Genomic DNA, 23421 nt, shown 5'->3' on the forward strand with positions numbered 1-23421 from the left:
CGCTCAGCCCGCTGCCGGCACCGGGGTCGGCAGCGCGGCCGCTTGTTGCTGGCGGCACCAGCGGCGCCAGGTGAACTGCAGTTGCAGGATCGCCGCCCGGGCCATCTCCCGGGCTTGCAGGGGCAGGTCGCGGTCGCCATCCAGGGCCTTGAGCAGGGCCGCGGAGACCGCATCCAGCTGTTCGCTGCGGTTGGCGCTGGGGCCGCCGTGCCTGAGCAGCGTCGCCAGGTGCGCGAGATAATGCTCGCGTTCCGTGGCCAGGGTGCCCCGGGCCGGGTCCAGGCAACTGCGCAATTGCAGCAGCTCATCTCCCAGGTCCAGCCCCAGCAGGCCGTTGTCCCAGTGACTGCGGCGGTTCTCGGGCTGCATCTGCCAATACCGCGACACCCGGATCAGCCGATCGGCCATGCGCCCGCCGAACCAGCTTTCGGCCTGCTCCGGCGGGCGTGAGGTGAGCTGCGCCAGATCGAACAGCGAAGCCTTGAACATCCGCCGGTAGTGCTGCTCGCCCGGGTTGAGGCTGACCAGGCGCAGCACCACCACGGCGATGCCGACACCGATCAGGGTGGCCATGGCCTTGTTCAGGAACGCTCCGAGGTCGTAGCTCATCAGGTTGCTGGGGCCGACGTTGTTGACGAAAAAGATGCAGAACGCCGAGGCGACGGGCGCGAGCTTCGGTCGGCTCATGCACAGCGAAGCGCAGAACAGCGGCACTGCCAGCCCCAGGCACAGCAGGGGAAAACCGTCCCAGCCCGGCAGCAGGCCAAGGCCGACGAAGGCCGCCACGGGAATGGACAGGGCAATGCCCTTGAAGAAATTCAGGCAGGACGCGGCAGGGTTCTCACGCCCGGCGAACAGGCTCAGCACCACGCCACAGATGGAGACGGCCCCCAGCCCCGAGGGCCAGGCGGACAGCAGCCAGAAGCCGGCGACGGCGAGAAAGGCCAGGGCGCTGCGCAAGCCTCCCAGCACCCCTTGCTGGATATCCCGGTGCCAGGACAGGGCGCCGGGAGCGCCGGGCGGGACCCGGCCCTGTTCCACGGCGCTGACACTCAGGGCGCTCTGTTCCACCCGCTCCAGTACCTGGGCCAGTTGCACCAGGCACAGATGGCCTTCGGCGGACAGCGAAGGGTCCTGCAGTGCCTGTTGCAGGCGCTGGAGCAAGGGCGGCAGGGCGGCGTCATGTTCGGCCTGCAGGGCCTGGATGGTCTCGCCGAGCAAGGGTTGGAGTTGCTGCGCGGTGGCGGCGTCGAGCATCTGCCGTTGCCGCGCCACGCCGCGGGCGGACCGGAGCAAGCCCAGCAGGTCGCGGCTCAGCACCCGCAGCGCCTGGGAGCGACGGCGCCCCTGCGGGCCTTCGAACCAGGCGTGATCGCGTTGGGCATCCACGGTGACGATACGCCCCAGGGCTTCCAGCAGCCCCTTGCGCTGGTCTTCCCCCAGCAGCTCCGAGGCTGCGGCCTGGCGCCCGGCCAGCCAGGCGGCGCGGCCCTGGACCGCCAGCGCCTGTTCCACCCGGCGCGGCCAGAGCAGTTGGCTGGCCACGGCGGCGCAGATGATCCCCAGGCCGATTTCCGAACAGCGCGCCACTGCCTGGTCGAACACCTGCAAGGGCGCTGCGGTGGCGGGCAGGGCGATGATGGCAGTGGTGTAGCCCGCCAGTACGAAACCGTAGGCTGCGTGGTTGCGCAGCAGCGAGGCGCCGGTGGTGCAGAAGGCCAGCCACAGGGCCATGGCCAGCAGGAACAGCAGGGGCGCCTGGCCCAGGGTAGCGATCAGCAATATCGACACCACGGCCCCCACCAGGGTGCCCAACAGGCGGTAGGCGCCCTTGGCCAGGACCATGCCGCTGCTGGACTGGCTGACGATGAACACCGTGGTCAGGGCCCATTGCGGTTGTTCGAAATCCAGGCGGAACGCCAGGTACAGGGCCAGGCCGCCGGCAATCAGGTTGCGCGCGGCGAACAGCAGGTCGGCAGGGGCAGGGGCGAAGAGGGCTTGCCAGATATCGGCGCGGAAAAAGGTCGGCAGTTTCATCTTTCAGACACATCGATAGCTAGCTAATGATTAGCATCGTATCGATTTTGCCAGGGTGTGCCAATCGGCTTTTCAACGAGCGGGGAGGAAGGGGCTTTGACGGGGAGCGGACGCCCCGCCGGATGGCGGGGCGAGGCAGGGTTACTCGGCGATCTGCAGCTTGCGCGATTCGGTGTAGACGTAGCGCACTTTCTCGTATTCGAACGGCGAGTTCAGCTGGCCATAGCGGAAGCTGGTCTGGTAGCGCTTGTCGACCCCGCGCAGGACCCAGATTTCCGGGTGATTGCTGCTGGCTTCCGAAACATTGAGGAAGTTGATCGCCGATTCGGCGGTGTAGTCCACCGCCAGCCCGGCGGTATCACGCAGGTTCGACGGGCCGAGGATCGGCAGCACCAGGTACGCGCCGCCGGGTACGCCGTAGAAGCCCAGGGTCTGGCCGAAGTCTTCGCTCTGGCGCGGCAGGCCCATCTTGGTAGCCGGGTCCCACAGGCCCGCCACGCCGATGGTGGTGTTGAGCAGCAGGCGCGCGGTGGTTTCCATGGAGCGCTGGCCCTTGAACTGCAGCAGGCTGTTGAACAGGTTGGGCACATCGCCCAGGTTGTTGAAGAAGTTGCTGACCCCGGTGCGCAGGAAGCTCGGCGTCACGTAGCGGTACCCGTCCACCACCGGCAGGAACACCCATTGGTCGAAGCGGTAGTTGAAGTGGTAGACCCGGCGGTTCCACGACTCCAGCGGGTCGTAGATATTCAGGGCGTTCAAGGTCGAGCGCTCGAACTCGCGCTGGTCCAGCCCCGGGTTGAACTTGAGCTTCTTCAACGGCTCGGTGAAGCCATCGGGGTCGGGGGTGACGGGGATGTTGGCCTTGCTGTTGTCGGCTTGGGCATAGCCTGCGCAGAGCAACGCAGCGATAAGCAGGAGATGTTTAGCCACGGAAGAACTCCAGCATGGCGTCGCTGTTGACGCGGTAGTTGAGGTTGCCGCAGTGGCCGCCATGGGGGTAGACGGTCAGGCGGTCACCAAAGGTTTTACGCAGGAAACCCAGGTCGCCGGGGCCGAGGATCACGTCGTCGGCGTTGTGCATCACGGCGATCTTCGGGCTGGCCTTGAGGTAGTCCTGCAGGGCGTAGAGGCTGACCTGGTCGATCAGTTGCAGCAGGCTGCCGCCATCGGTGCGGGCGCGCCACATGGGGATCACCTGCTCGGTCAGGTAGCAGTCGAAGTCGCATTGCAGGGCACGCTTGAGAAACGGCGTGAGGCTGGTGCCTTCGCGGATCGGGTATTTGGGTGGGGTGATCAGGCCACGGCGGTTGATCAGGTCCGAGGTGAAGGCAATGTCCGCCGCCGAGAAACGGAAGGAGGTGCCGATCAGCATCGCCATCTGCTCGTTGGTCAGGTGCTGCTTGGATTGCTGGAAGTCGTAGAGCAGGGCGTCGTTGAGGTCGATATAGCCCTTCTGCTGGAAGTAGCGGGTCAGCTTGCCCAGCACCAGTTCGTAGAAGGTAGTGCTGTTGTTGATGCCCTTGACCTCGGTCTGCACCAGCTTGTCGAGGTTGGTGATCGAGGTATAGAGATTGACCGGCGGGTTGAGCAGCAGGACCTTCTTGAAATTGAAGCTGCGCCGGGTTTCATCCAGCTTGCTGACGAAGGCCGCATCCAGCGCGCCAAGACTGTAGCCGGTGAGGTAGAACTCGGTGATCGGCAGCTTGGGATTCTGCGCCCGTACGGCCTGCATCACCCGGTACATGTCCTCGGCGTCTTCCTGGGTCACGCCCGGGGTGGCAAAGCGCGAAGCGGCGCTGATGAAGTCGAAGCTGGTGGGCGAGGACAGCTGCACCACGTGGTAGCCGGCTTTGTAGTAGAGCTTCTTCAGGTACTCGTTGAGGCTGCTGTCATAGCGCGCCCCGGTGCCGGCGATCAGGAAGATCAGCGGCGCGGCGTGGTCCTGGGTGGCAATGCGGTAGGTGAGTTTCTTCACCGCCCAGAAGTTGTCCGGGAGGATGAACTCCCGTTCCGGACGCAGCGTCAGGCTGTGGTCAGACTGGCGGATGTCATCGCTTGCGGGCAGTTCCGGGCGCAACTCCGGAGGCGTGGTGGCGATGGTGGCTTCGAAGGGGTTGGTCAACGGGTAGCCATAGGTGGCCGGGTCGACGTCGACCGCCAGCGCGGACGCACTCAGGATAAGGCCGCCAAACAGGGCAGCGAAGCGCAAGGAACGAAGCATGACTGTATCCCTAGAAGAAGGTACCGAATGAGGTTCGCAGGCTATGACCACCGCGCTGCTGCCGAAGTGCCATGGTTGGGCACAAATAACGCCTGCGACAGGCTTATTGGGAAGTGATAGTAGCCGGACGATACACTTTGCCGCCATTTGCATGACAGATATCTGCGCCTGGCGCTTGCCAAGAGTTTGCGGGGGATTATGCTGGGCGCCGTTTTGACTGTTCGGAGTGTTTCATGTCCCGCCGCCTTCCCCTGATTCTGCTGCTCGTGGTCCTGCCGCTGTGGCTGGCCGCCAGTTATGGCCTGCGCTACGGCTTCATGGAGGATGCGCGCTGGGTGGGTGCCTGTGTCGAGGCTGCCAGCCGCTGGGAGTGCGGGCTGCGCTCCAGCCTGGGTTGGATGATTCACTTCAAGGTGCTGGGCTGGAGCGCGGTGGCCGTGGCGCTCCTGGGTTTTGTCATGCCCGGGCGTGCCGGTTGGGGGCTGGGCGTACTGGCGTTGCTGATTGGCATCCCGGCCCTGGCCCTGTACAACACCACCCTGGCGGTATTTGCCGTGGTGATTGCCGGCTTGCGCCTGGTGCGCGCCAGCAAGCCATAGCCGCAGCAGCGGCCATGGCCTATGGCCTCAGGCCCTGCGGGCCCGCAGGTTGCGCCAAAGCGCCGCTACCATCAGCAGGCTGACCAGGGCCCAGCCCCAGGCCTGCTGGTTGGCCAGACCTTCCTGATACAACTGCGGGGCAATGCCGGCACCGACGATAAAGGTCAGCAGGGCAATCTCCCGGCGCGGCACTCGCACCGGGCGGCACAGGTAGACCAGTGCCGGCAGTAGCAGGGCCGCGCTGGGGAAGCTGCGGTAGCGCGGGTCGAACACCAGCTCCAGCATCATCACCGCCGCGGCGAAGCCTGCGGCCGTCAGCAGCCAGCCGGCCCGTTTCTCCAGTGCATCGAAGGCTTTCAGGCGCCAGCCCTGGCGAGGGCTCAGGGCCAGGGCGGCGTGGGCCAGCACCAGCAGGTTGAGCCCCAGCAGCAACGCGGCCCAGCACCATTCACCGGCGAAACGGCTGGTTGCCCGCGCCAGTTCTCCCCAGGTTCCGATGCTGCAAGCGGCCACTGCGCCCAACAGGGGCAGCAGCAGGGCGGCGCGGTGGTCGCGGGGCCGGCCGCCGAGCACCAGGGTTCCGAGCAGTATCAGGCCGCCGACGCCCAGCCACAGCGGCCAGTACGGCAGGTTGGACACCGGGCCGGCGAGGATGCCCTTGTCCTGGCGATCAGCATCGAACAGTCCCCAGTAGCCACCGACGGCACCTTCGCTGGCGCGCTTCCAGGGCTGGTCGAAGGCTTCGATCAGGTTGTAGTGCCAGCCATTGTGTTCCGCCAGGGCGACGAAGCCGCGGATGAACTTGGCCTCGTTGACCCGGCTGGGCAGCGCGGTTTCTCGCTGCCGGCCTTCACTGGGCCAGCCGGTCTCGCCAATCAGTACGTCCTTGGGGGCGAAGCGGTTGCCGAACACCTGGCGCACCTCGGCCACGTGGTTCAAGGCGGCGTCGATGTTCGACGGATCGTCTTCCCAGTACGGCAGCAGGTGGATGGTGAGGAAATCCACCGCCGGGGCGATTTCCGGGTGCTTGAGCCAGAACTCCCAGACATCGGCGTAGGTCACCGGCTGCTTGACCCCGGCCTTGACCTTGAGGATCAGCCGCGCCAATTGCGCGCCGGTGACCTCCTTGCGCAGCAGTGCTTCGTTACCGACGATCACCGCACTGACCACGTCCGGGTTGGCGTTGGCCGAGGCGATCAGCAGGTCGACCTCCTTCTCGGTGTCCACCGGGTTGCTGTTGACCCAGGCGCCGATCATCAGCTTCAGGCCGTGCTTGCGCGCCAGGTCCGGCAGGGCTTCCAGGCCGGTCATGGAATAGGTACGGATGCATTCGAAACGGGTCGCCAGCAGGGCCAGGTCGGCGTCCATGCGCTGCGGGCGCAGCTTGAACGGCTGGTCGAAGGGCGACTGGTCCTTGTCGAACGGGGTGTAGGAAGCGCACTGCAGCTTGTGGCTGGCGCTGGCGACATCCGGCAGGTGCACCGGCCGGCCAAGGCCGTACCAATAACCGCAGAGGGCCAGCAGCCCGAGCAGGCAGGCGAACAGATAGGGCAGGGCGTGGAAACGAGGGGTGGCGGGCATGATCGGGCCGTCGTGGAACAAAGCCGGGCATCTTACCCGCATTTGTCCGCAGCTTGGTGGGCTGCATGATTTTGACATGCAAAGTTCGGGCGGACCCATTGCCCGGGAGAGGTCGGCCGTTGGTTACTGGCTATCTGATGTCGCTGCTGGCTGCCTTGAGGTCGTAGACAGAGCAGGTCGCGGAACAGGGCGGGTTGATGATCCAGGCATCAGTACTCCGCTGATGATCGAACGCGTTCGCGGTGAGGCGTGATGGGGGCGCTGAGCACCATAACCATACGTTGACGTGCCTGGCAGCCGCCCGGCACTGCACTTTTCGGGGAAGTAACGATGAAGATGCGACGACTCTTAGGCGCAGGTGCCGCACTGGTACTTGCCATCAGCTCCACTCTGGCCAGTGCCGACAGCAAGACCCTGAGCATCGGCTATGTCGACGGCTGGTCCGACAGCGTGGCGACGACCCATGTGGCGGCGGAAGTGATCAAGCAGAAGCTCGGTTATGACGTCAAGCTGCAAGCGGTGGCGACCGGGATCATGTGGCAGGGCGTAGCCACCGGCAAGCTCGACGCCATGCTTTCGGCCTGGCTGCCGGTGACCCATGGCGAGTACTGGGCCAAGAACAAGGACAAGGTGGTGGACTACGGCCCCAACTTCAAGGACGCCAAGATCGGCCTGATCGTGCCGGAGTACGTCAAGGCCAAGTCCATCGAGGACCTCAAGACCGATACCACGTTCAAGAACAAGATCGTCGGCATCGACGCCGGCTCGGGGGTGATGCTCAAGACCGACCAGGCGATCAAGGACTACGGCCTGGACTACAAGCTGCAGGCCAGTTCCGGGGCGGCAATGATCGCCGAGCTGACCCGCGCCGAAGAAAAACAGGATTCCATCGCCGTGACCGGCTGGGTGCCGCACTGGATGTTCGCCAAGTGGAAACTGCGCTTCCTCGAAGACCCGAAGGGCGTGTACGGCGCAGCTGAAACCGTCAACAGCATCGGCAGCAAGGGCCTGGAGAAGAAGGCGCCGGAAGTCGCGGCCTTCCTGAAGAAATTCCAGTGGGCCTCGAAAGATGAAATCGGTGAGGTCATGCTGGCCATTCAAGAGGGTGCAAAACCCGATGTGGCGGCCAAGGATTGGGTGAGCAAGCACCCGGAAAGGGTTGCCGAGTGGACTGCTAAATAAGCACAACGCGTCTAGATCAGGGGTCTTGAGGCCGCGCACTGGAAACAGTGGGCGGCCTTGTCATTTATTGAAGAAAAAACCGGCGCCAACGCTAATGTCGTTCTAATACTAAGGTCGTCTGGAACCTGCTCCATAGCCGCATAGAGTGGATTAGGTTCCACCTAAAATCTGTGCTGCGAGGATAAAAACAATGAACGACAGCATTTACCTCTCGATTCAAAACAGCCCGCGTTTCAAGGAGCTGGTCAGCAAACGAGAGCGGTTCGCCTGGATTCTCTCGGCGATCATGCTTGGGCTTTACTCGGCTTTCATCCTGTTGATCGCCTATGGCCCCCAGATCCTGGGCGCCAAACTCAGTCCTACCTCATCCATCACCTGGGGTATTCCCATCGGTGTCGGCTTGATTCTCTCGGCCTTCATCCTGACGGCCATCTATGTGCGACGCGCCAACGGCGAATTCGACGAGTTGAACAATGCGATCCTGAAGGAGGCTCAGCAATGATCCGACGTCTATTCGCAGCACTCGGTCTTGCCGTCTTCGCTCCCGCCCTCTGGGCTGCAGACGCCTTGACGGGCGAAGTCCACAAGCAACCACTCAACGTATCGGCGATCGTGATGTTCGTGGTCTTCGTCGGTGCCACCCTGTGCATCACCTACTGGGCCTCCAAGCGCAACAAGTCGGCTGCCGACTATTACGCGGCGGGCGGCAAGATCACCGGCTTCCAGAACGGCCTGGCGATCGCTGGCGACTACATGTCCGCGGCGTCCTTCCTGGGGATTTCCGCCCTGGTGTTCACTTCCGGCTATGACGGCCTGATCTACTCCATCGGCTTCCTGGTGGGCTGGCCGATCATTCTGTTCCTGATCGCCGAGCGCCTGCGCAACCTGGGCAAGTACACCTTTGCCGACGTGGCGTCCTACCGCCTCGGGCAGACCCAGATCCGCACCCTGTCGGCCTGTGGCTCGCTGGTGGTGGTGGCGTTCTACCTGATCGCGCAGATGGTGGGTGCCGGCAAGCTCATCCAGTTGCTGTTCGGCCTCGACTACCATGTGGCGGTGATCCTGGTGGGCATCCTGATGTGCCTGTACGTGCTGTTCGGCGGCATGCTGGCCACGACCTGGGTGCAGATCATCAAGGCGGTGCTGTTGCTCTCCGGCGCGTCCTTCATGGCACTGATGGTGATGAAGCACGTCAACTTCGACTTCAACACCCTGTTCTCCGAAGCGATCAAGGTTCACCCCAAGGGTGAAGCGATCATGAGCCCCGGCGGCCTGGTGAAAGACCCGATCTCGGCGTTCTCCTTAGGCCTCGCGTTGATGTTCGGTACCGCTGGCCTGCCCCACATCCTGATGCGCTTCTTCACCGTCAGCGATGCCAAGGAAGCTCGCAAGAGCGTGCTCTATGCCACTGGCTTCATCGGCTACTTCTACATCCTGACCTTCATCATCGGCTTCGGCGCGATCCTGCTGGTAAGCACCAACCCGGACTTCAAGGATGCCGCAGGCGCCTTGCTGGGCGGCAACAACATGGCGGCGGTGCACCTGGCCAACGCAGTGGGCGGCAGCGTGTTCCTCGGCTTCATTTCGGCCGTGGCCTTCGCCACCATCCTGGCGGTCGTTGCAGGCCTGACCCTGGCTGGCGCCTCGGCGGTGTCCCATGACCTGTATGCCAGCGTGATCAAGAAGGGCAAGGCCAACGAGAAGGACGAGATCCGCGTTTCCAAGATCACCACCGTGGCATTGGGCGTACTGGCCATCGGCCTGGGCATTCTCTTTGAAAGCCAGAACATCGCGTTCATGGTCGGCCTGGCGTTCTCCATTGCCGCCAGCTGCAACTTCCCGGTACTGCTGCTTTCCATGTACTGGAAGAAGCTCACCACCCGTGGCGCCATGATTGGCGGCTGGATGGGCCTGGTGAGTGCCGTGGCGCTGATGATCCTCGGCCCGACCATCTGGGTGCAGATCCTGCATCACGAGAAGGCGATCTTCCCGTACGAGTACCCGGCGCTGTTCTCGATGATCATCGCCTTCATCGGTATCTGGTTCTTCTCCATCACCGACAAGTCGACCGCGGCGGTCAACGAGCGGGCGCTGTTTTTCCCGCAGTTCGTGCGTTCGCAGACCGGCCTGGGTGCCAGTGGGGCGGTGTCGCACTAAGCGAGATGAATGTATCGGCTTCTATATAGAAGCTGCGTAATGGCGAAATGCCCCGATCGAGAGACCGGGGCATTTTTCTGTCCGCTCGCCCTGTCCGGAGCCCCCCGACTGCAGGTGCAGGAGCATAGGAGCTGGCTTGCCAGCGCAAGCGTATGTGAGGAGCGGGGCGTGCAGGGCTCTTCGCCGGCAGGCCGGATCCTGCGGGTTGGGGGGGGCGAGGGGAGGGCAGAAACAAATACGACCTCTGTTAGAGGCCGTATCCGGTGCAGCTAAGACGTTTGCGCAAGGCAGGTCTTATTTGCGGTCTTCCAGTTTGGTGATGTCACGCGACTCGTAGCCGGTGTACAGCTGGCGTGGACGGCCGATCTTGTACGGGCTGGAGAGCATTTCCTTCCAGTGCGAGATCCAGCCGACGGTCCGCGCCAGGGCGAAGATCACGGTGAACATGCTGGTTGGAATGCCGATCGCCTTGAGGATGATCCCCGAGTAGAAGTCGACGTTCGGGTACAGCGAGCGCTCGATGAAGTACGGGTCGGTCAGGGCGATCTCTTCCAGGCGCATGGCCAGTTCGAGTTGCGGATCGTTGTTGATGCCCAGTTCCTTGAGTACTTCGTCGCAGGTCTGTTTCATCACGGTGGCGCGCGGGTCGCGGTTCTTGTACACGCGGTGACCGAAGCCCATGAGCTTGAACGGATCGTTCTTGTCCTTGGCCTTGGCGATGAACTTGTCGATGTTCGAGACATCGCCAATTTCGTCGAGCATGGTCAGTACCGCTTCGTTGGCACCGCCGTGGGCCGGGCCCCAGAGTGCAGCGATACCGGCAGCGATACAGGCGAACGGGTTGGCACCCGAGGAGCCCGCCAGGCGCACGGTGGACGTCGAGGCGTTCTGTTCGTGGTCGGCATGGAGGATGAAGATCCGGTCCATTGCCTTGGCCAGTACCGGGCTGATCGGTTTGATCTCGCACGGGGTGTTGAACATCATGTGCAGGAAGTTTTCCGCGTACGATAGGTCGTTGCGCGGGTACATCATCGGCTGGCCCATGGAGTACTTGTAGACCATCGCTGCCAGGGTCGGCATCTTGGCCACCAGGCGCACGGCGGAGATTTCGCGGTGCTGCGGGTTATTGATGTCCAGGGAGTCGTGGTAGAACGCCGACAGGGCACCGACTACGCCGCACATCACCGCCATCGGGTGGGCGTCGCGACGGAAACCGTTGAAGAAGCTCTTGAGCTGTTCGTGAACCATGGTGTGGTTCTTCACGGTGCTGACGAACTGGGCCTTCTGTTCGGCGGTGGGCAATTCACCGTTGAGCAGCAGGTAGCAGGTTTCCAGGTAGTCCGATTTCTCGGCCAGCTGTTCGATCGGGTAGCCGCGATGCAGCAGAATGCCGTTGTCGCCGTCGATGTAGGTGATTTTCGACTCGCAGGAGGCGGTCGACATGAAACCCGGGTCAAAAGTGAAGCGGCCCGTGGCCGTCAGACCCCGAACATCGATTACATCGGGACCAACGGTGCCGGTTAAAATGGGCAGCTCGACGGGGGCTGCGCCCTCGATGATCAACTGCGCTTTTTTGTCAGCCATGTGGCCTCCTATTTATGCTTGAAATCATCAGACAGACCCCCCACGCAGGGCCCGCACCACTATAGTGAGATAAATCCGAATGTCAATTTGCCTAAAGTCTTGTCCCAGAAGGCTTTGGGAGGGATTTTTTCGCGAAATTCAGCGCCATTTACGCCTTTTATAACGCTAACGCAATCAGCTATTAGGGGAAGGTCTTTGCGTTGTCATTAGTAGCCTAACTGTCTATACTCGGCCACCGACCTCCGTAGGCTTCTGGGCCCGCTTTGCTGGGGGTCGCACTCCCTGGGTAGTGGTTGCCTGACCAGTGCACTCCCCAACAACTTTGCCCTGATTGTTAGGGGCTCTTCAGTGTGAAAAAAGCCGTGAATAGCCAACGACCTGTAAACCTAGACCTAAGGACCATCAAACTCCCCATCACCGGCGTTACGTCGTTTCTCCACCGTGTTTCCGGCATCATCCTCTTCCTGGGCATCGGCATCATGCTTTATGCATTGAGCAAATCCCTGGGCTCCGAGGAAGGCTATGCCGAGGTGAAGGCGTGCTTGACCAGTCCGCTGGCCAAATTCGTTGCATGGGGCCTCCTGTCCGCCTTGCTGTATCACTTGGTGGCCGGTGTACGCCATCTGATTATGGACATGGGCATCGGTGAGACGCTGGAAGGCGGCAAGCTGGGCTCGAAAATCGTTATCGCCGTATCCGTGGTGGTAATCGTTCTGGCGGGAGTTTGGATATGGTAACCAGCGTTACGAACCTGTCGCGTTCGGGCCTTTATGACTGGATGGCACAGCGTGTGTCTGCGGTCGTTCTCGCGGCTTATTTCATTTTCCTGATCGGATACCTCGTAGCGAATCCGGGCATTGACTACACCCAGTGGCATGGCCTGTTCGCAAACAACTGGATGCGTATCTTCAGTCTGCTGGCCATGGTGGCCCTGGGCGCTCACGCCTGGGTCGGCATGTGGACCATCTCGACTGACTACCTGACGCCGATGGCGCTGGGCAAGTCGGCCACAGCAGTACGTTTCCTTTTCCAGGCAGTATGCGGCGTCGCGATGTTCGCTTACTTCGTCTGGGGTGTGCAGATTCTCTGGGGTATCTGATTCATGGCTAACATTCCAACCATTTCATTCGACGCCATCATCATTGGCGGCGGCGGCGCCGGCATGCGTGCCGCACTGCAGCTGGCCCAGGGCGGCCACAAGACTGCGGTGATCACCAAGGTGTTCCCGACCCGTTCGCACACTGTGTCTGCCCAGGGCGGCATCACTTGCGCGATCGCCTCGGCGGACCCGAACGATGACTGGCGCTGGCACATGTACGATACCGTCAAGGGTTCCGACTACATCGGTGACCAGGACGCTATCGAATACATGTGTCAGGAAGGCCCGGCTGCGGTCTTCGAACTGGACCACATGGGTCTGCCGTTCTCCCGTACCGAAACCGGTCGTATCTACCAGCGTCCTTTCGGCGGTCAGTCCAAGGACTACGGCAAGGGCGGCCAGGCTGCTCGTACCTGCGCAGCGTCCGACCGTACCGGTCACGCACTGCTGCACACCCTTTATCAGGGCAACCTGAAAGCCGGCACCACCTTCCTCAACGAGTGGTACGCGGTCGATCTGGTGAAGAACCAGGACGGCGCCTTTGTCGGCGTGATCGCTATCTGCATCGAAACCGGCGAAACCACCTACATCCGCTCCAAGGCCACCGTTCTGGCCACCGGCGGTGCAGGTCGTATCTACGCCTCCACCACCAACGCCCTGATCAACACCGGTGACGGCGTTGGTATGGCGCTGCGTGCTGGCGTTCCGGTGCAAGACATCGAAATGTGGCAGTTCCACCCGACCGGCATTGCCGGCGCCGGTGTACTGGTAACCGAAGGTTGCCGTGGTGAGGGTGGTTACCTGATCAACAAGCATGGCGAGCGTTTCATGGAGCGTTATGCTCCGAACGCCAAAGACCTGGCTGGCCGCGACGTTGTTGCGCGCTCCATGGTCAAGGAAATCATCGCCGGCAACGGCTGTGGCCCGAACGGCGACCACGTGATGCTCAAGCTCGACCACCTGGGCGAGGAAGTGCTGCACAGCCGCCTGCCAGGTATCTGCGAGCTGTCCAAGACGTTTGCGCACGTTGACCCGGTGGTTGCTCCGGTTCCGGTCGTTCCAACCTGCCACTACATGATGGGTGGCGTTGCCACCAACATTCATGGCCAGGCCATCACACAGAACGCCGCTGGCGAAGACACCATCATCCCTGGCCTGTTCGCAGTGGGTGAAGTGGCTTGCGTATCGGTACACGGCGCCAACCGTCTGGGCGGCAACTCGCTGCTGGACCTGGTGGTGTTCGGCCGTGCAGCCGGTCTGCACCTGGAAAAAGCGCTGACCGACGGTATCGAATACCGCGACGCCAGCGACACCGACGTCGACGTTGCCCTGAACCGCCTGGCCAAGCTCAACGAGCGCACCACCGGTGAAGACGTTGCAACCCTGCGTCGCGAGCTGCAGAACTGCATGCAGAACTACTTCGGTGTATTCCGTACCGGCGAATACATGCAGAAGGGTATCGCCCAGCTGGCTGACCTGCGCGAGCGTATCGCCAACGTCAAGATCAACGACAAGTCTCAAGCTTTCAACACTGCGCGTATCGAAGCACTTGAGCTGCAGAATCTGCTGGAAGTGGCCGAAGCCACTGCCATCGCTGCCGAAGTGCGCAAAGAGTCCCGCGGCGCTCACGCCCGTGAAGACTTCGAAGACCGTGACGACGAAAACTGGCTGTGCCACACCCTGTACTTCCCGGGTGAGAAGCGCGTTGCCAAGCGTGCGGTCAACTTCTCGCCGAAGACTGTTCCGACTTTCGAACCAAAAGTCCGGACTTACTAAAGGGTGATCGATATGTTGCAAGTTGAAGTTTATCGTTACAACCCTGACACCGACTCGGCTCCGAAAACCCAGGTTTTCCAGGTAGACACCGGTGGCAAGGACTTGATGGTGCTGGACGTGCTGGCCCTGATCAAAGAGCAGGACGAAGGTTTTTCCTACCGTCGTTCCTGCCGTGAAGGCGTTTGCGGTTCCGATGGCATGAACATCAACGGCAAGAACGGTCTGGCGTGCATCACGCCGCTGTCTGCCGTGGTCAAGAAGAACAAGCTGGTTGTTCGCCCGCTGCCAGGTCTGCCGGTTATCCGTGACCTGGTCGTCGATATGAGCATCTTCTACAAGCAATACGAGAAGGTGAAGCCATTCCTGCAGAACGATACGCCGGCTCCGGCCATCGAACGTCTGCAGTCCCCGGAAGAGCGCGAGAAGCTCGACGGTCTGTACGAGTGCATCCTGTGCGCTTGCTGCTCGACCTCTTGCCCGTCTTTCTGGTGGAACCCGGACAAGTTCCTGGGTCCAGCTGCCCTGCTGCAAGCCTACCGCTTCCTGGCAGACAGCCGTGACACCAAGACGTCCGAGCGTCTGGCTTCCCTGGACGACCCGTTCAGCGTATTCCGCTGCCGGGGCATCATGAACTGCGTCAACGTTTGTCCGAAGGGCCTGAACCCGACTAAGGCCATCGGTCACATTCGTAACATGCTGCTGCAGAGTGGCGTGTGATTCAGCTGTTGTACCCGTAGGACCGCTGTACCCGTAAAAGCCACGGCGCGGGCTTCAACCCGCGTCATGGCTCTAACCTGAGCAGCAGCTCACAAAGTGGCTGCTCTATATTTTGAAGAAATGAGACAAGCAGGGGCATCCGGGCTGGTACCCGGACTATCAGCGTGATCCTAAGTGGCTTGTTTTGGTCGCTGCATTCGGACTTCTGCAAGCTTGCTCGGTGTCGTCGCCGGTGGTGTTCCCCTAACCGAGGGTGACCAAGCATGCAAGAAAGCGTGATGCAGCGCATGTGGAACAGCGCCTACCTATCCGGTAGTAACGCTGCCTATGTGGAAGAGCTCTACGAGCTCTACCTGCACGACCCTAACGCTGTGCCAGAAGAGTGGCGCACTTACTTTCAGAAGTTGCCTACCGACGGCAGCACTGCCATCGATGTTTCGCACTCGACAATCCGCGATCATTTCGTCTTGCTGGCAAAGAACCAGCGCCGCGCCCAACCGGTATCCGCCGGTAGCGTGAGCAGTGAGCACGAGAAGAAGCAAGTTGAAGTGCTGCGATTGATCCAGGCCTATCGGATGCGTGGCCACCAGGCAGCCCAGCTGGACCCGCTGGGGCTGTGGCAGCGTCCTGCACCTGCAGACCTGTCGATCAATCATTACGGCTTGACCAATGCCGATCTTGATACGACCTTCCGTGCCGGCGACCTGTTCATCGGCAAAGAGGAAGCGAGCCTACGCGAAATTCACGAAGCGTTGCAGCAGACATATTGCCGCACCATTGGCGCTGAATTCACGCACATCACCGATTCCGAGCAGCGTCAGTGGTTCCAGCAGCGTCTGGAAAGCGTGCGCGGCCGTCCGACCTATTCCGCCGACATCAAGAGCCACCTGCTCGAGCGCGTCACTGCGGCTGAAGGCCTGGAAAAATACCTGGGTACCAAATACCCGGGCACCAAGCGTTTCGGTCTGGAAGGCGGCGAGAGCCTGATTCCGATGCTCGACGAGCTGATCCAGCGCTCCGGTTCCTACGGCACCAAGGAAGTGGTAATCGGCATGGCCCACCGTGGCCGTCTGAACGTGCTGGTCAACACCTTCGGCAAGAACCCGCGCGAGCTGTTCGATGAGTTCGAAGGCAAGAAGAAGGTCGAGCTGGGTTCCGGTGACGTTAAATACCACCAGGGCTTCTCGTCCAACGTCATGACCACCGGTGGCGAAGTTCACCTGGCGATGGCGTTCAACCCGTCCCACCTGGAAATCGTTTCTCCAGTGGTCGAAGGTTCGGTGCGCGCTCGTCAGGACCGTCGCAACGACCAGACCGGCGACAAGGTTCTGCCGATCTCGATCCACGGTGACGCGGCGTTCGCCGGCCAGGGCGTGGTGATGGAAACCTTCCAGATGTCCCAGACCCGCGGTTTCCGTACCGGCGGCACTGTGCACATCGTGATCAACAACCAGGTCGGTTTCACCATCAGCAACCCGCTGGACTCGCGCTCCACCGAGTACGCCACCGACGTTGCGAAGATGATCCAGGCACCGATCCTCCATGTGAATGGTGATGATCCGGAAGCCGTGTTGTTCGTGACCCAGCTGGCCATCGACTACCGCATGCAGTACAAGCGCGACGTGGTGATCGACCTGGTCTGCTACCGTCGTCGCGGCCACAACGAGGCCGACGAGCCAAGCGGCACCCAGCCACTGATGTATCAGCAGATCGCCAAGCAGCGCACCACCCGTGAACTGTATGCCGATCGCCTGACCCAGGGCGGTGTGCTCGACGCAGAGCGTGTTCAGGAGAAAGTCGACGAATACCGCAACGCGCTGGACAACGGTCTGCACGTGGTCAAAAGCCTGGTCAAGGAGCCGAACAAAGAGCTGTTCGTGGACTGGCGTCCGTACCTGGGCCATACCTGGACCGCGCGTCACGACACCACCTTCGACCTCAAGACTCTTCAGGAACTGTCCGCCAAGCTGCTGGAGCTGCCGGAAGGTTTCGTGGTTCAGCGTCAGGTCGCGAAGATCTACGAAGACCGTCAGAAGATGCAAGCCGGCGGCCTGCCGATCAACTGGGGTTACGCTGAAACCATGGCGTACGCGACCCTGGCGTTCGAAGGTCACCCGATTCGCATGACCGGCCAGGACATCGGCCGCGGCACCTTCTCGCACCGCCATGCGGTGTTGCACAACCAGAAGGACGCCGGCACCTACATCCCGTTGCAGCACCTGTACGAAGGCCAGCCACGTTTCGACCTGTACGATTCGTTCCTGTCCGAAGAAGCCGTACTGGCGTTCGAATACGGCTACTCCACCACCACGCCTAACGCGCTGGTGATCTGGGAAGCCCAGTTCGGCGACTTCGCCAACGGTGCCCAAGTGGTGATCGACCAGTTCATCACCAGCGGCGAGCACAAGTGGGGCCGTCTCTGCGGTCTGACGATGCTGCTGCCACACGGTTATGAAGGTCAGGGTCCCGAGCACTCCTCGGCTCGTCTGGAGCGTTACCTGCAGCTGTGCGCCGAGCACAACATCCAGGTATGCGTACCGACCACGCCGGCTCAGATCTACCACTTGCTGCGTCGCCAGGTGATTCGTCCGCTGCGCAAGCCGCTGGTCGTGCTGACACCGAAATCCCTGCTGCGTCATAAACTGGCCATCTCGACCCTGGAAGATCTGGCGGAAGGTTCGTTCCAGACCGTTATCCCGGAAATCGATGCCCAGGATCCAAAAGACGTGGGTCGCATCATTCTGTGTAGCGGCAAGGTCTACTACGACCTGTTGGAAAAACGCCGTGCCGAAGGTCGTGACGACATCGCCATCGTGCGTATCGAGCAGCTGTACCCATTCCCTGAGGACGACCTGATCGAAGTCCTGGCTCCGTACAAAAACGTCAAACACATCGTTTGGTGTCAGGAAGAGCCGATGAACCAGGGTGCCTGGTACTGCAGCCAGCATCACATGCGTCGCATCATCAGCGGTCACAACAAGTCGCTCGTACTCGAGTACGCGGGCCGTGACGCTTCTGCTGCTCCAGCTTGTGGTTATGCATCGATGCACGCTGAGCAGCAGGAAAAACTGCTGCAAGATGCCTTTACTGTTTAACGCTTTCGCGCACCTGAAACCGAATTTAAGGAACCACAGATAATGGCTATCGAGATCAAAGCCCCCACTTTCCCGGAATCGGTTGCCGATGGCACCGTTGCCACCTGGCACAAGCAACCGGGCGACGCCGTCAAGCGTGACGAGCTGATCGTTGACATCGAGACCGACAAGGTTGTGCTGGAAGTTCTGGCCACCGCTGACGGCGTGCTGGGCGCTATCGTCAAGAACGAAGGCGACACCGTTCTGTCCGACGAAGTCCTGGGCTCCATCGTTGAAGGCGGCGCTGCTGCCGCTGCTCCTGCCGCCGCCGCCGCTCCGGCCGCCGCCGCTGCTGCCCCGGCTGCTGCCGATGGCGAAGACGATCCAATCGCTGCTCCTGCCGCGCGCAAGCTGGCTGAAGAAAACGGTATCAACATCGCTTCCGTTGCCGGTACCGGCAAAGGCGGCCGTGTGACCAAGGAAGACGTGGTCGCTGCTGTTGCCGCGAAGAAAGCCGCTCCGGCTGCCGCGCCTGCCAAGGCTCCGGCTCCTGCCGCTGCTGCTCCGGTCTTCGCTGCCGGTGATCGCGTTGAGAAGCGCGTGCCTATGACCCGCCTGCGTGCCAAGGTTGCCGAGCGTCTGGTTGAAGCCCAGTCGAACATGGCGATGCTGACCACCTTCAACGAAGTCGACATGACTGAAGTCATGGCCCTGCGTTCGAAGTACAAGGATCTGTTCGAGAAGTCCCACAATGGCGTACGCCTGGGCTTCATGTCGTTCTTCGTCAAGGCCGCCACCGAAGCCCTGAAGCGCTTCCCGGCTGTCAACGCCTCGATCGACGGTTCCGACATCGTCTACCACGGCTATGCCGACATCGGTGTTGCGGTCTCCAGCGACCGTGGCCTGGTGGTTCCGGTTCTGCGTAACGCCGAACTGATGAGCCTGGCCGAAATCGAAGGCGGCATCGCTACCTTCGGCAAGAAGGCCCGTGACGGCAAGCTGTCGATGGAAGAGATGACCGGTGGTACTTTCACCATCACCAACGGTGGTACTTTCGGTTCGATGATGTCGACCCCGATCGTCAACCCGCCACAAGCCGCGATCCTGGGCATGCATAACATTCTGCAGCGTCCTATGGCGATCAACGGTCAAGTGGTCATCCGTCCGATGATGTATCTGGCGCTGTCCTACGATCACCGCCTGATCGACGGTAAAGAAGCCGTGACGTTCCTGGTGACCATCAAGAACCTGCTGGAAGACCCGGCTCGTCTGCTCCTGGAAATCTAAAAAGCAGCTGCATGCTGCAAGCGGGAAGCTTCGTGCCCCAGGGCAAGAGGCTTCAAGCTTGCGGCTGCAGCTTCTAGCTTGCCGTTAAAAGGAACCTTTTATGACTCAGAAATTCGACGTGGTAGTGATTGGCGCGGGCCCAGGCGGTTATGTCGCCGCAATCAAGGCCGCACAACTCGGTTTCACCACCGCTTGCATCGAGAAGTACACCGATAAAGAGGGCAAGCTGGCCCTCGGTGGTACTTGCCTGAACGTCGGTTGCATTCCTTCCAAGGCGCTGCTGGACAGCTCCTGGAAATTCCACGAAGCCCAGGACGGTTTTGCCATCCACGGTATCAACCACGCTGGCGTGACCATGGACGTACCAGCCATGGTGGGTCGCAAGGCCAATATCGTCAAAGGCCTGACCAGCGGTGTTGCCACCTTGTTCAAGGCCAATGGCGTCACTTCGATCCAGGGCCACGGCAAACTGCTGGCCGGCAAGAAAGTCGAAGTCACCAAGCCTGACGGTTCGGTTGAAGTGATCGAAGCCGAAAACGTGATCCTGGCTCCAGGCTCGCGTCCGATCGACATTCCACCGGCTCCGGTCGATCAGAATGTCATCGTCGATTCCACCGGCGCTCTGGAATTCCAATCCGTACCAAAACGCCTGGGCGTGATCGGCGCTGGCGTCATCGGCCTGGAACTGGGTTCGGTATGGTCGCGCCTGGGTGCGCAAGTGACTGTCCTGGAAGCCCTGGACACCTTCCTGATGGCCGCTGATACCGCTGTCTCCAAGGAAGCGCTGAAAACCCTGACCAAACAGGGTCTGGACATCAAGCTGGGCGCTCGCGTGACCGGCTCCAAGGTCAACGGCGAAGAAGTCGTAGTGACCTATACCGATGCCAACGGCGAACAGACCATCACTTTCGACAAGCTGATCGTAGCCGTTGGTCGCCGTCCGGTGACCACCGATCTGCTGGCCGCCGATTGCGGCGTGACCCTCGACGAGCGCGGTTTCGTGCACGTTGACGATCATTGTGCTACCACCGTACCGGGCGTCTACGCCATCGGTGACGTGGTGCGCGGCATGATGCTGGCTCACAAGGCCTCGGAAGAGGGCATCATGGTTGCCGAGCGCATCAAGGGCCACAAAGCCCAGATGAACTATGACCTGATCCCTTCGGTTATCTATACTCACCCGGAAATTGCATGGGTCGGTAAAACCGAGCAGGCCTTGAAAGCTGAAGGCGTTGAAGTTAACGTCGGCACCTTTCCGTTTGCCGCCAGCGGCCGTGCCATGGCAGCCAACGACACCGGTGGTTTCGTCAAAGTCATCGCCGATGCCAAGACTGACCGCGTATTGGGCGTCCACGTGATTGGCCCAAGCGCTGCGGAACTGGTTCAGCAAGGTGCGATCGGCATGGAATTCGGCACCAGCGCCGAAGACCTGGGCATGATGGTTTTCTCCCATCCGACCCTGTCCGAAGCCCTGCACGAAGCAGCTCTGGCTGTGAATGGCACTGCCATCCACATTGCCAACCGCAAGAAACGCTAAGCAATAATAAGAAACCACGGCGGTTGGCCCGTCGTGAGCCTTGTGCGCAAGACTCACCGCGGAATATCCGCTGGACTCGACCTCTCGAGGTAGCGCCACACACTGGACCGGGGCCCAGGCTCCGGGTTCAGGTGTGGCGCTGGTTTTGAGAGTAGCGGTCACAGGTGGTGCGGCACTCAATCTTGAGCGCAGCGCCGAATGCGCAGTACCTAACGAAGACGGTAAAAAGCATGAATCTTCACGAGTATCAGGGTAAGCAGCTGTTCGCTGAATACGGCCTGCCAGTATCCAAAGGCTACGCGGTAGACACCCCGGAAGAAGCAGCAGAAGCTTGCGACAAAATCGGCGGCTCCGAGTGGGTTGTCAAAGCCCAGGTTCACGCCGGTGGTCGCGGTAAAGCGGGCGGCGTTAAGCTGGTTCGCAGCAAAGAAGACGCTAAGGCATTCGCTCAGCAGTGGTTGGGCAAGCGTCTGGTGACCTATCAGACTGACGCCAATGGCCAGCCTGTCACCAAGATCCTGGTTGAATCGTGCACTGATATCGCTAAAGAGCTGTACCTGGGCGCTGTCGTTGACCGTTCGAGCCGTCGCATCGTGTTCATGGCTTCCACCGAAGGTGGCGTGGACATCGAGAAAATCGCTCACGACACTCCAGAAAAAATTCTCAAGGCCACTATCGATCCACTGGTTGGCGCTCAGCCATTCCAGGGTCGCGAGCTGGCTTTCCAACTGGGTCTGGAAGGCAAGCAAGTTGCCCAGTTCGCCAAGATCTTCGTAGGTCTGGCCAAACTGTTCCAGGATCACGATCTGGCCCTGCTGGAAGTGAACCCGCTGGTGATCAAGGCCGACGGCGATCTGCACTGCCTGGACGCGAAGATCAACATCGACGCCAACGCCATGTACCGTCAGCCTAAGCTGAAAACCTTCCACGATCCGTCCCAGGACGATCCGCGCGAAGCCCACGCTGCCAAGTTCGAACTGAACTACGTAGCTCTGGAAGGCAACATCGGCTGCATGGTCAACGGTGCCGGCCTGGCCATGGGTACCATGGACATCGTCAACCTGCACGGCGGCAAGCCAGCCAACTTCCTCGACGTAGGTGGTGGTGCTACCAAAGAGCGCGTGACCGAAGCCTTCAAGATCATCCTGTCCGACACCAACGTCGCTGCAGTACTGGTCAACATCTTCGGCGGCATCGTTCGCTGCGACATGATTGCCGAAGGCATCATCGGCGCCGTGAAAGAAGTCGGCGTGAAAATCCCGGTTGTTGTTCGCCTTGAAGGCAACAACGCTGAACTGGGCGCTAAAGTACTGGCAGAAAGCGGCTTGAACATCATCGCTGCTACCAGCCTGACCGACGCTGCTCAACAAGTTGTCAAAGCTGCGGAGGGCAAATAATGAGCGTCCTGATCAATAAAGACACCAAAGTTATCTGCCAGGGTATTACCGGTTCGCAAGGTAGTTTCCACACCCAGCAAGCCATCGAGTACGGCACCAAGATGGTTGGCGGCGTAACTCCTGGCAAAGGCGGCACCGAGCACCTGGGCCTGCCAGTGTTCAACACCGTGAAAGACGCTGTAGCTGCCACTGGCGCTACCGCCAGCGTGATCTACGTTCCAGCTCCTTTCTGCAAGGACTCGATCCTGGAAGCGGCCTTCGGCGGCATCAAGCTGATCGTCTGCATCACCGAAGGCATTCCTACCCTGGACATGCTGGACGCCAAGGTTAAGTGCGACGAGCTGGGTGTTACCCTGATCGGCCCTAACTGCCCAGGCGTGATCACCCCAGGCGAATGCAAGATCGGCATCATGCCAGGTCACATTCACTTGCCAGGCAAGGTCGGTATCGTTTCCCGTTCCGGCACCCTGACCTACGAAGCTGTTAAGCAGACTACTGACGCCGGTTTCGGTCAGTCCACCTGCGTCGGCATCGGTGGTGACCCGATCCCGGGTTCGAACTTCATCGACATCCTGAAGCTGTTCCAGGAAGACCCGAAGACCGAAGCGATCGTGATGATCGGTGAGATCGGCGGTTCGGCTGAAGAAGAAGCAGCTGCCTACATCAAGGCTCACGTGACCAAGCCGGTTGTTTCCTACATCGCTGGTGTGACTGCTCCTCCGGGCAAGCGCATGGGCCATGCTGGCGCAATCATCTCTGGCGGCAAAGGCACTGCAGACGAGAAATTCGCTGCTCTGCAAGACGCCGGTGTAAAAACCGTGCGTTCGTTGGCAGACATCGGCAAGGCCCTGGCCGAGCTGACCGGTTGGGCTGTCAAGTAAGCCTCGCGCTTAGCTGACGCAAAACCAGCAAAGGCCACCTTCGGGTGGCCTTTGTGCTTTCTGTCGTAGGAGACCTGCATCCTGCACAGAGCCTGGGGGAAATATAATTTCAAAAATGCGACATCATTCTGTCGCATATCGGATAGTTCGCCCTGGAACAGTGCGCTTGTCTTACCGATTCTGTAATCTAGCCGCCTCTTTTTGCGTCTGCTGCCCACAAGGTCGCTGCGCGCTAAACGGGTCAGTCTTATACGGACTGGCAGCATTTCCCTCACCCATAAGGGAAATCCCT

Annotated in this window: 18 protein-coding genes; 13 read left to right on the plus strand and 5 right to left on the minus strand. The window is 60.9% G+C overall.

Annotated features, from left to right (window positions below; all coding sequences use genetic code 11):
* Nucleotides 1–3 precede the first annotated feature (3 nt).
* The 3 genes from KI242_RS08895 to KI242_RS08905 all read right to left on the minus strand — a co-directional run bounded on the left by KI242_RS08895 (nucleotide 4) and on the right by KI242_RS08905 (nucleotide 4258).
* Nucleotides 4–2037 (minus strand): FUSC family protein, encoded by a 2034-nt coding sequence (locus tag KI242_RS08895; protein ID WP_011060039.1) that lies wholly within the window; start codon nucleotides 2035–2037, stop codon nucleotides 4–6.
* A gap of 141 nt (nucleotides 2038–2178) precedes the next feature.
* Nucleotides 2179–2967: a VacJ family lipoprotein gene (locus KI242_RS08900; RefSeq protein WP_011060040.1), complete on the minus strand. Its 789-nt coding sequence runs from the start codon at nucleotides 2965–2967 to the stop codon at nucleotides 2179–2181.
* Nucleotides 2960–4258: a hypothetical protein gene (locus KI242_RS08905; protein ID WP_015634662.1), complete on the minus strand. Its 1299-nt coding sequence runs from the start codon at nucleotides 4256–4258 to the stop codon at nucleotides 2960–2962. Before KI242_RS08905 ends, KI242_RS08900 begins: the two co-directional genes overlap by 8 nt.
* Before the next feature lie 233 nt (nucleotides 4259–4491).
* On the opposite strand from KI242_RS08905, the gene KI242_RS08910 reads away from it, so the two are divergent.
* Nucleotides 4492–4857 carry a hypothetical protein gene (locus KI242_RS08910; protein WP_011060042.1) on the plus strand — a complete coding sequence of 122 codons (366 nt, stop codon included), beginning with the start codon at nucleotides 4492–4494 and terminating at the stop codon, nucleotides 4855–4857.
* 27 nt (nucleotides 4858–4884) lie between these two features.
* Here the strand turns inward: KI242_RS08910 and KI242_RS08915 are convergent, their stop codons facing one another.
* The gene (locus KI242_RS08915; protein ID WP_244868172.1) at nucleotides 4885–6438 is read right to left on the minus strand and encodes a beta (1-6) glucans synthase; all 1554 of its coding nucleotides are present in this window, start codon (nucleotides 6436–6438) and stop codon (nucleotides 4885–4887) included.
* Nucleotides 6439–6768: 330 nt separating this feature from the next.
* Here KI242_RS08915 and KI242_RS08920 point away from each other — a divergent pair, with 330 nt between their 5' ends.
* The 3 genes from KI242_RS08920 to KI242_RS08930 all read left to right on the plus strand — a co-directional run bounded on the left by KI242_RS08920 (nucleotide 6769) and on the right by KI242_RS08930 (nucleotide 9777).
* Entirely contained in the window at nucleotides 6769–7620 is an 852-nt protein-coding gene (locus KI242_RS08920; RefSeq protein ID WP_011060044.1) for a glycine betaine ABC transporter substrate-binding protein, read from the plus strand.
* 190 nt (nucleotides 7621–7810) lie between these two features.
* Complete coding sequence (locus tag KI242_RS08925) at nucleotides 7811–8122, plus strand: DUF485 domain-containing protein (RefSeq protein WP_011060045.1); 312 nt, start codon at nucleotides 7811–7813, stop codon at nucleotides 8120–8122.
* Complete coding sequence (locus tag KI242_RS08930) at nucleotides 8119–9777, plus strand: cation acetate symporter (RefSeq protein WP_041116733.1); 1659 nt, start codon at nucleotides 8119–8121, stop codon at nucleotides 9775–9777. Before KI242_RS08925 ends, KI242_RS08930 begins: the two co-directional genes overlap by 4 nt.
* Before the next feature lie 294 nt (nucleotides 9778–10071).
* Here KI242_RS08930 and gltA read toward each other — a convergent pair whose 3' ends face one another.
* Nucleotides 10072–11361 (minus strand): citrate synthase, encoded by a 1290-nt coding sequence (gene gltA / locus KI242_RS08935; protein ID WP_011060047.1) that lies wholly within the window; start codon nucleotides 11359–11361, stop codon nucleotides 10072–10074.
* Between the two features lie 350 nt (nucleotides 11362–11711).
* Between gltA and sdhC the strand changes: the two genes are divergently transcribed.
* The 9 genes from sdhC to sucD all read left to right on the plus strand — a co-directional run bounded on the left by sdhC (nucleotide 11712) and on the right by sucD (nucleotide 23129).
* Complete coding sequence (sdhC, locus tag KI242_RS08940) at nucleotides 11712–12098, plus strand: succinate dehydrogenase, cytochrome b556 subunit (RefSeq protein WP_015634665.1); 387 nt, start codon at nucleotides 11712–11714, stop codon at nucleotides 12096–12098.
* On the plus strand, nucleotides 12092–12460 hold the full coding sequence (gene sdhD / locus KI242_RS08945) for a succinate dehydrogenase, hydrophobic membrane anchor protein (RefSeq protein WP_011060049.1): 369 nt from the start codon (nucleotides 12092–12094) through the stop codon (nucleotides 12458–12460). Before sdhC ends, sdhD begins: the two co-directional genes overlap by 7 nt.
* 3 nt (nucleotides 12461–12463) lie before the next feature.
* Nucleotides 12464–14236: a succinate dehydrogenase flavoprotein subunit gene (gene sdhA / locus KI242_RS08950; protein WP_011060050.1), complete on the plus strand. Its 1773-nt coding sequence runs from the start codon at nucleotides 12464–12466 to the stop codon at nucleotides 14234–14236.
* Nucleotides 14237–14248: 12 nt separating this feature from the next.
* Complete coding sequence (locus tag KI242_RS08955) at nucleotides 14249–14953, plus strand: succinate dehydrogenase iron-sulfur subunit (protein ID WP_011060051.1); 705 nt, start codon at nucleotides 14249–14251, stop codon at nucleotides 14951–14953.
* A 263-nt stretch (nucleotides 14954–15216) separates the two neighbouring features.
* Nucleotides 15217–18048: a 2-oxoglutarate dehydrogenase E1 component gene (locus tag KI242_RS08960; protein ID WP_212806061.1), complete on the plus strand. Its 2832-nt coding sequence runs from the start codon at nucleotides 15217–15219 to the stop codon at nucleotides 18046–18048.
* A 42-nt stretch (nucleotides 18049–18090) separates the two neighbouring features.
* Entirely contained in the window at nucleotides 18091–19314 is a 1224-nt protein-coding gene (gene odhB / locus KI242_RS08965; protein ID WP_212806062.1) for a 2-oxoglutarate dehydrogenase complex dihydrolipoyllysine-residue succinyltransferase, read from the plus strand.
* A gap of 100 nt (nucleotides 19315–19414) precedes the next feature.
* Nucleotides 19415–20851, plus strand: coding sequence for a dihydrolipoyl dehydrogenase (gene lpdA / locus KI242_RS08970; protein ID WP_011060054.1), 1437 nt, complete (start codon nucleotides 19415–19417; stop codon nucleotides 20849–20851).
* Between the two features lie 230 nt (nucleotides 20852–21081).
* Entirely contained in the window at nucleotides 21082–22248 is a 1167-nt protein-coding gene (gene sucC / locus KI242_RS08975) for an ADP-forming succinate--CoA ligase subunit beta (protein ID WP_009047768.1), read from the plus strand.
* Nucleotides 22248–23129 (plus strand): succinate--CoA ligase subunit alpha, encoded by an 882-nt coding sequence (gene sucD, locus KI242_RS08980; protein ID WP_003223019.1) that lies wholly within the window; start codon nucleotides 22248–22250, stop codon nucleotides 23127–23129. Before sucC ends, sucD begins: the two co-directional genes overlap by 1 nt.
* Nucleotides 23130–23421: the final 292 nt, after the last annotated feature.

This window comes from Pseudomonas sp. Eqa60, from assembly GCF_018326405.1.
GTDB lineage: Bacteria > Pseudomonadota > Gammaproteobacteria > Pseudomonadales > Pseudomonadaceae > Aquipseudomonas > Aquipseudomonas protegens.

Excerpts from the sequence above, each read along its gene's own strand:
- KI242_RS08895 (WP_011060039.1), bottom strand. The coding sequence starts at position 2,037 with ATGAAACTGCCGACCTTTTTCCGCGCCGATATCTGGCAAGCCCTCTTC.
- KI242_RS08905 (WP_015634662.1), bottom strand. The coding sequence starts at position 4,258 with ATGCTTCGTTCCTTGCGCTTCGCTGCCCTGTTTGGCGGCCTTATCCTG.
- KI242_RS08910 (WP_011060042.1), top strand. The coding sequence starts at position 4,492 with ATGTCCCGCCGCCTTCCCCTGATTCTGCTGCTCGTGGTCCTGCCGCTG.
- KI242_RS08915 (WP_244868172.1), bottom strand. The coding sequence starts at position 6,438 with ATGCCCGCCACCCCTCGTTTCCACGCCCTGCCCTATCTGTTCGCCTGC.
- KI242_RS08920 (WP_011060044.1), top strand. The coding sequence starts at position 6,769 with ATGAAGATGCGACGACTCTTAGGCGCAGGTGCCGCACTGGTACTTGCC.
- KI242_RS08925 (WP_011060045.1), top strand. The coding sequence starts at position 7,811 with ATGAACGACAGCATTTACCTCTCGATTCAAAACAGCCCGCGTTTCAAG.
- KI242_RS08930 (WP_041116733.1), top strand. The coding sequence starts at position 8,119 with ATGATCCGACGTCTATTCGCAGCACTCGGTCTTGCCGTCTTCGCTCCC.
- gltA (WP_011060047.1), bottom strand. The coding sequence starts at position 11,361 with ATGGCTGACAAAAAAGCGCAGTTGATCATCGAGGGCGCAGCCCCCGTC.
- sdhD (WP_011060049.1), top strand. The coding sequence starts at position 12,092 with ATGGTAACCAGCGTTACGAACCTGTCGCGTTCGGGCCTTTATGACTGG.
- sdhA (WP_011060050.1), top strand. The coding sequence starts at position 12,464 with ATGGCTAACATTCCAACCATTTCATTCGACGCCATCATCATTGGCGGC.
- KI242_RS08955 (WP_011060051.1), top strand. The coding sequence starts at position 14,249 with ATGTTGCAAGTTGAAGTTTATCGTTACAACCCTGACACCGACTCGGCT.
- KI242_RS08960 (WP_212806061.1), top strand. The coding sequence starts at position 15,217 with ATGCAAGAAAGCGTGATGCAGCGCATGTGGAACAGCGCCTACCTATCC.
- odhB (WP_212806062.1), top strand. The coding sequence starts at position 18,091 with ATGGCTATCGAGATCAAAGCCCCCACTTTCCCGGAATCGGTTGCCGAT.
- lpdA (WP_011060054.1), top strand. The coding sequence starts at position 19,415 with ATGACTCAGAAATTCGACGTGGTAGTGATTGGCGCGGGCCCAGGCGGT.
- sucC (WP_009047768.1), top strand. The coding sequence starts at position 21,082 with ATGAATCTTCACGAGTATCAGGGTAAGCAGCTGTTCGCTGAATACGGC.
- sucD (WP_003223019.1), top strand. The coding sequence starts at position 22,248 with ATGAGCGTCCTGATCAATAAAGACACCAAAGTTATCTGCCAGGGTATT.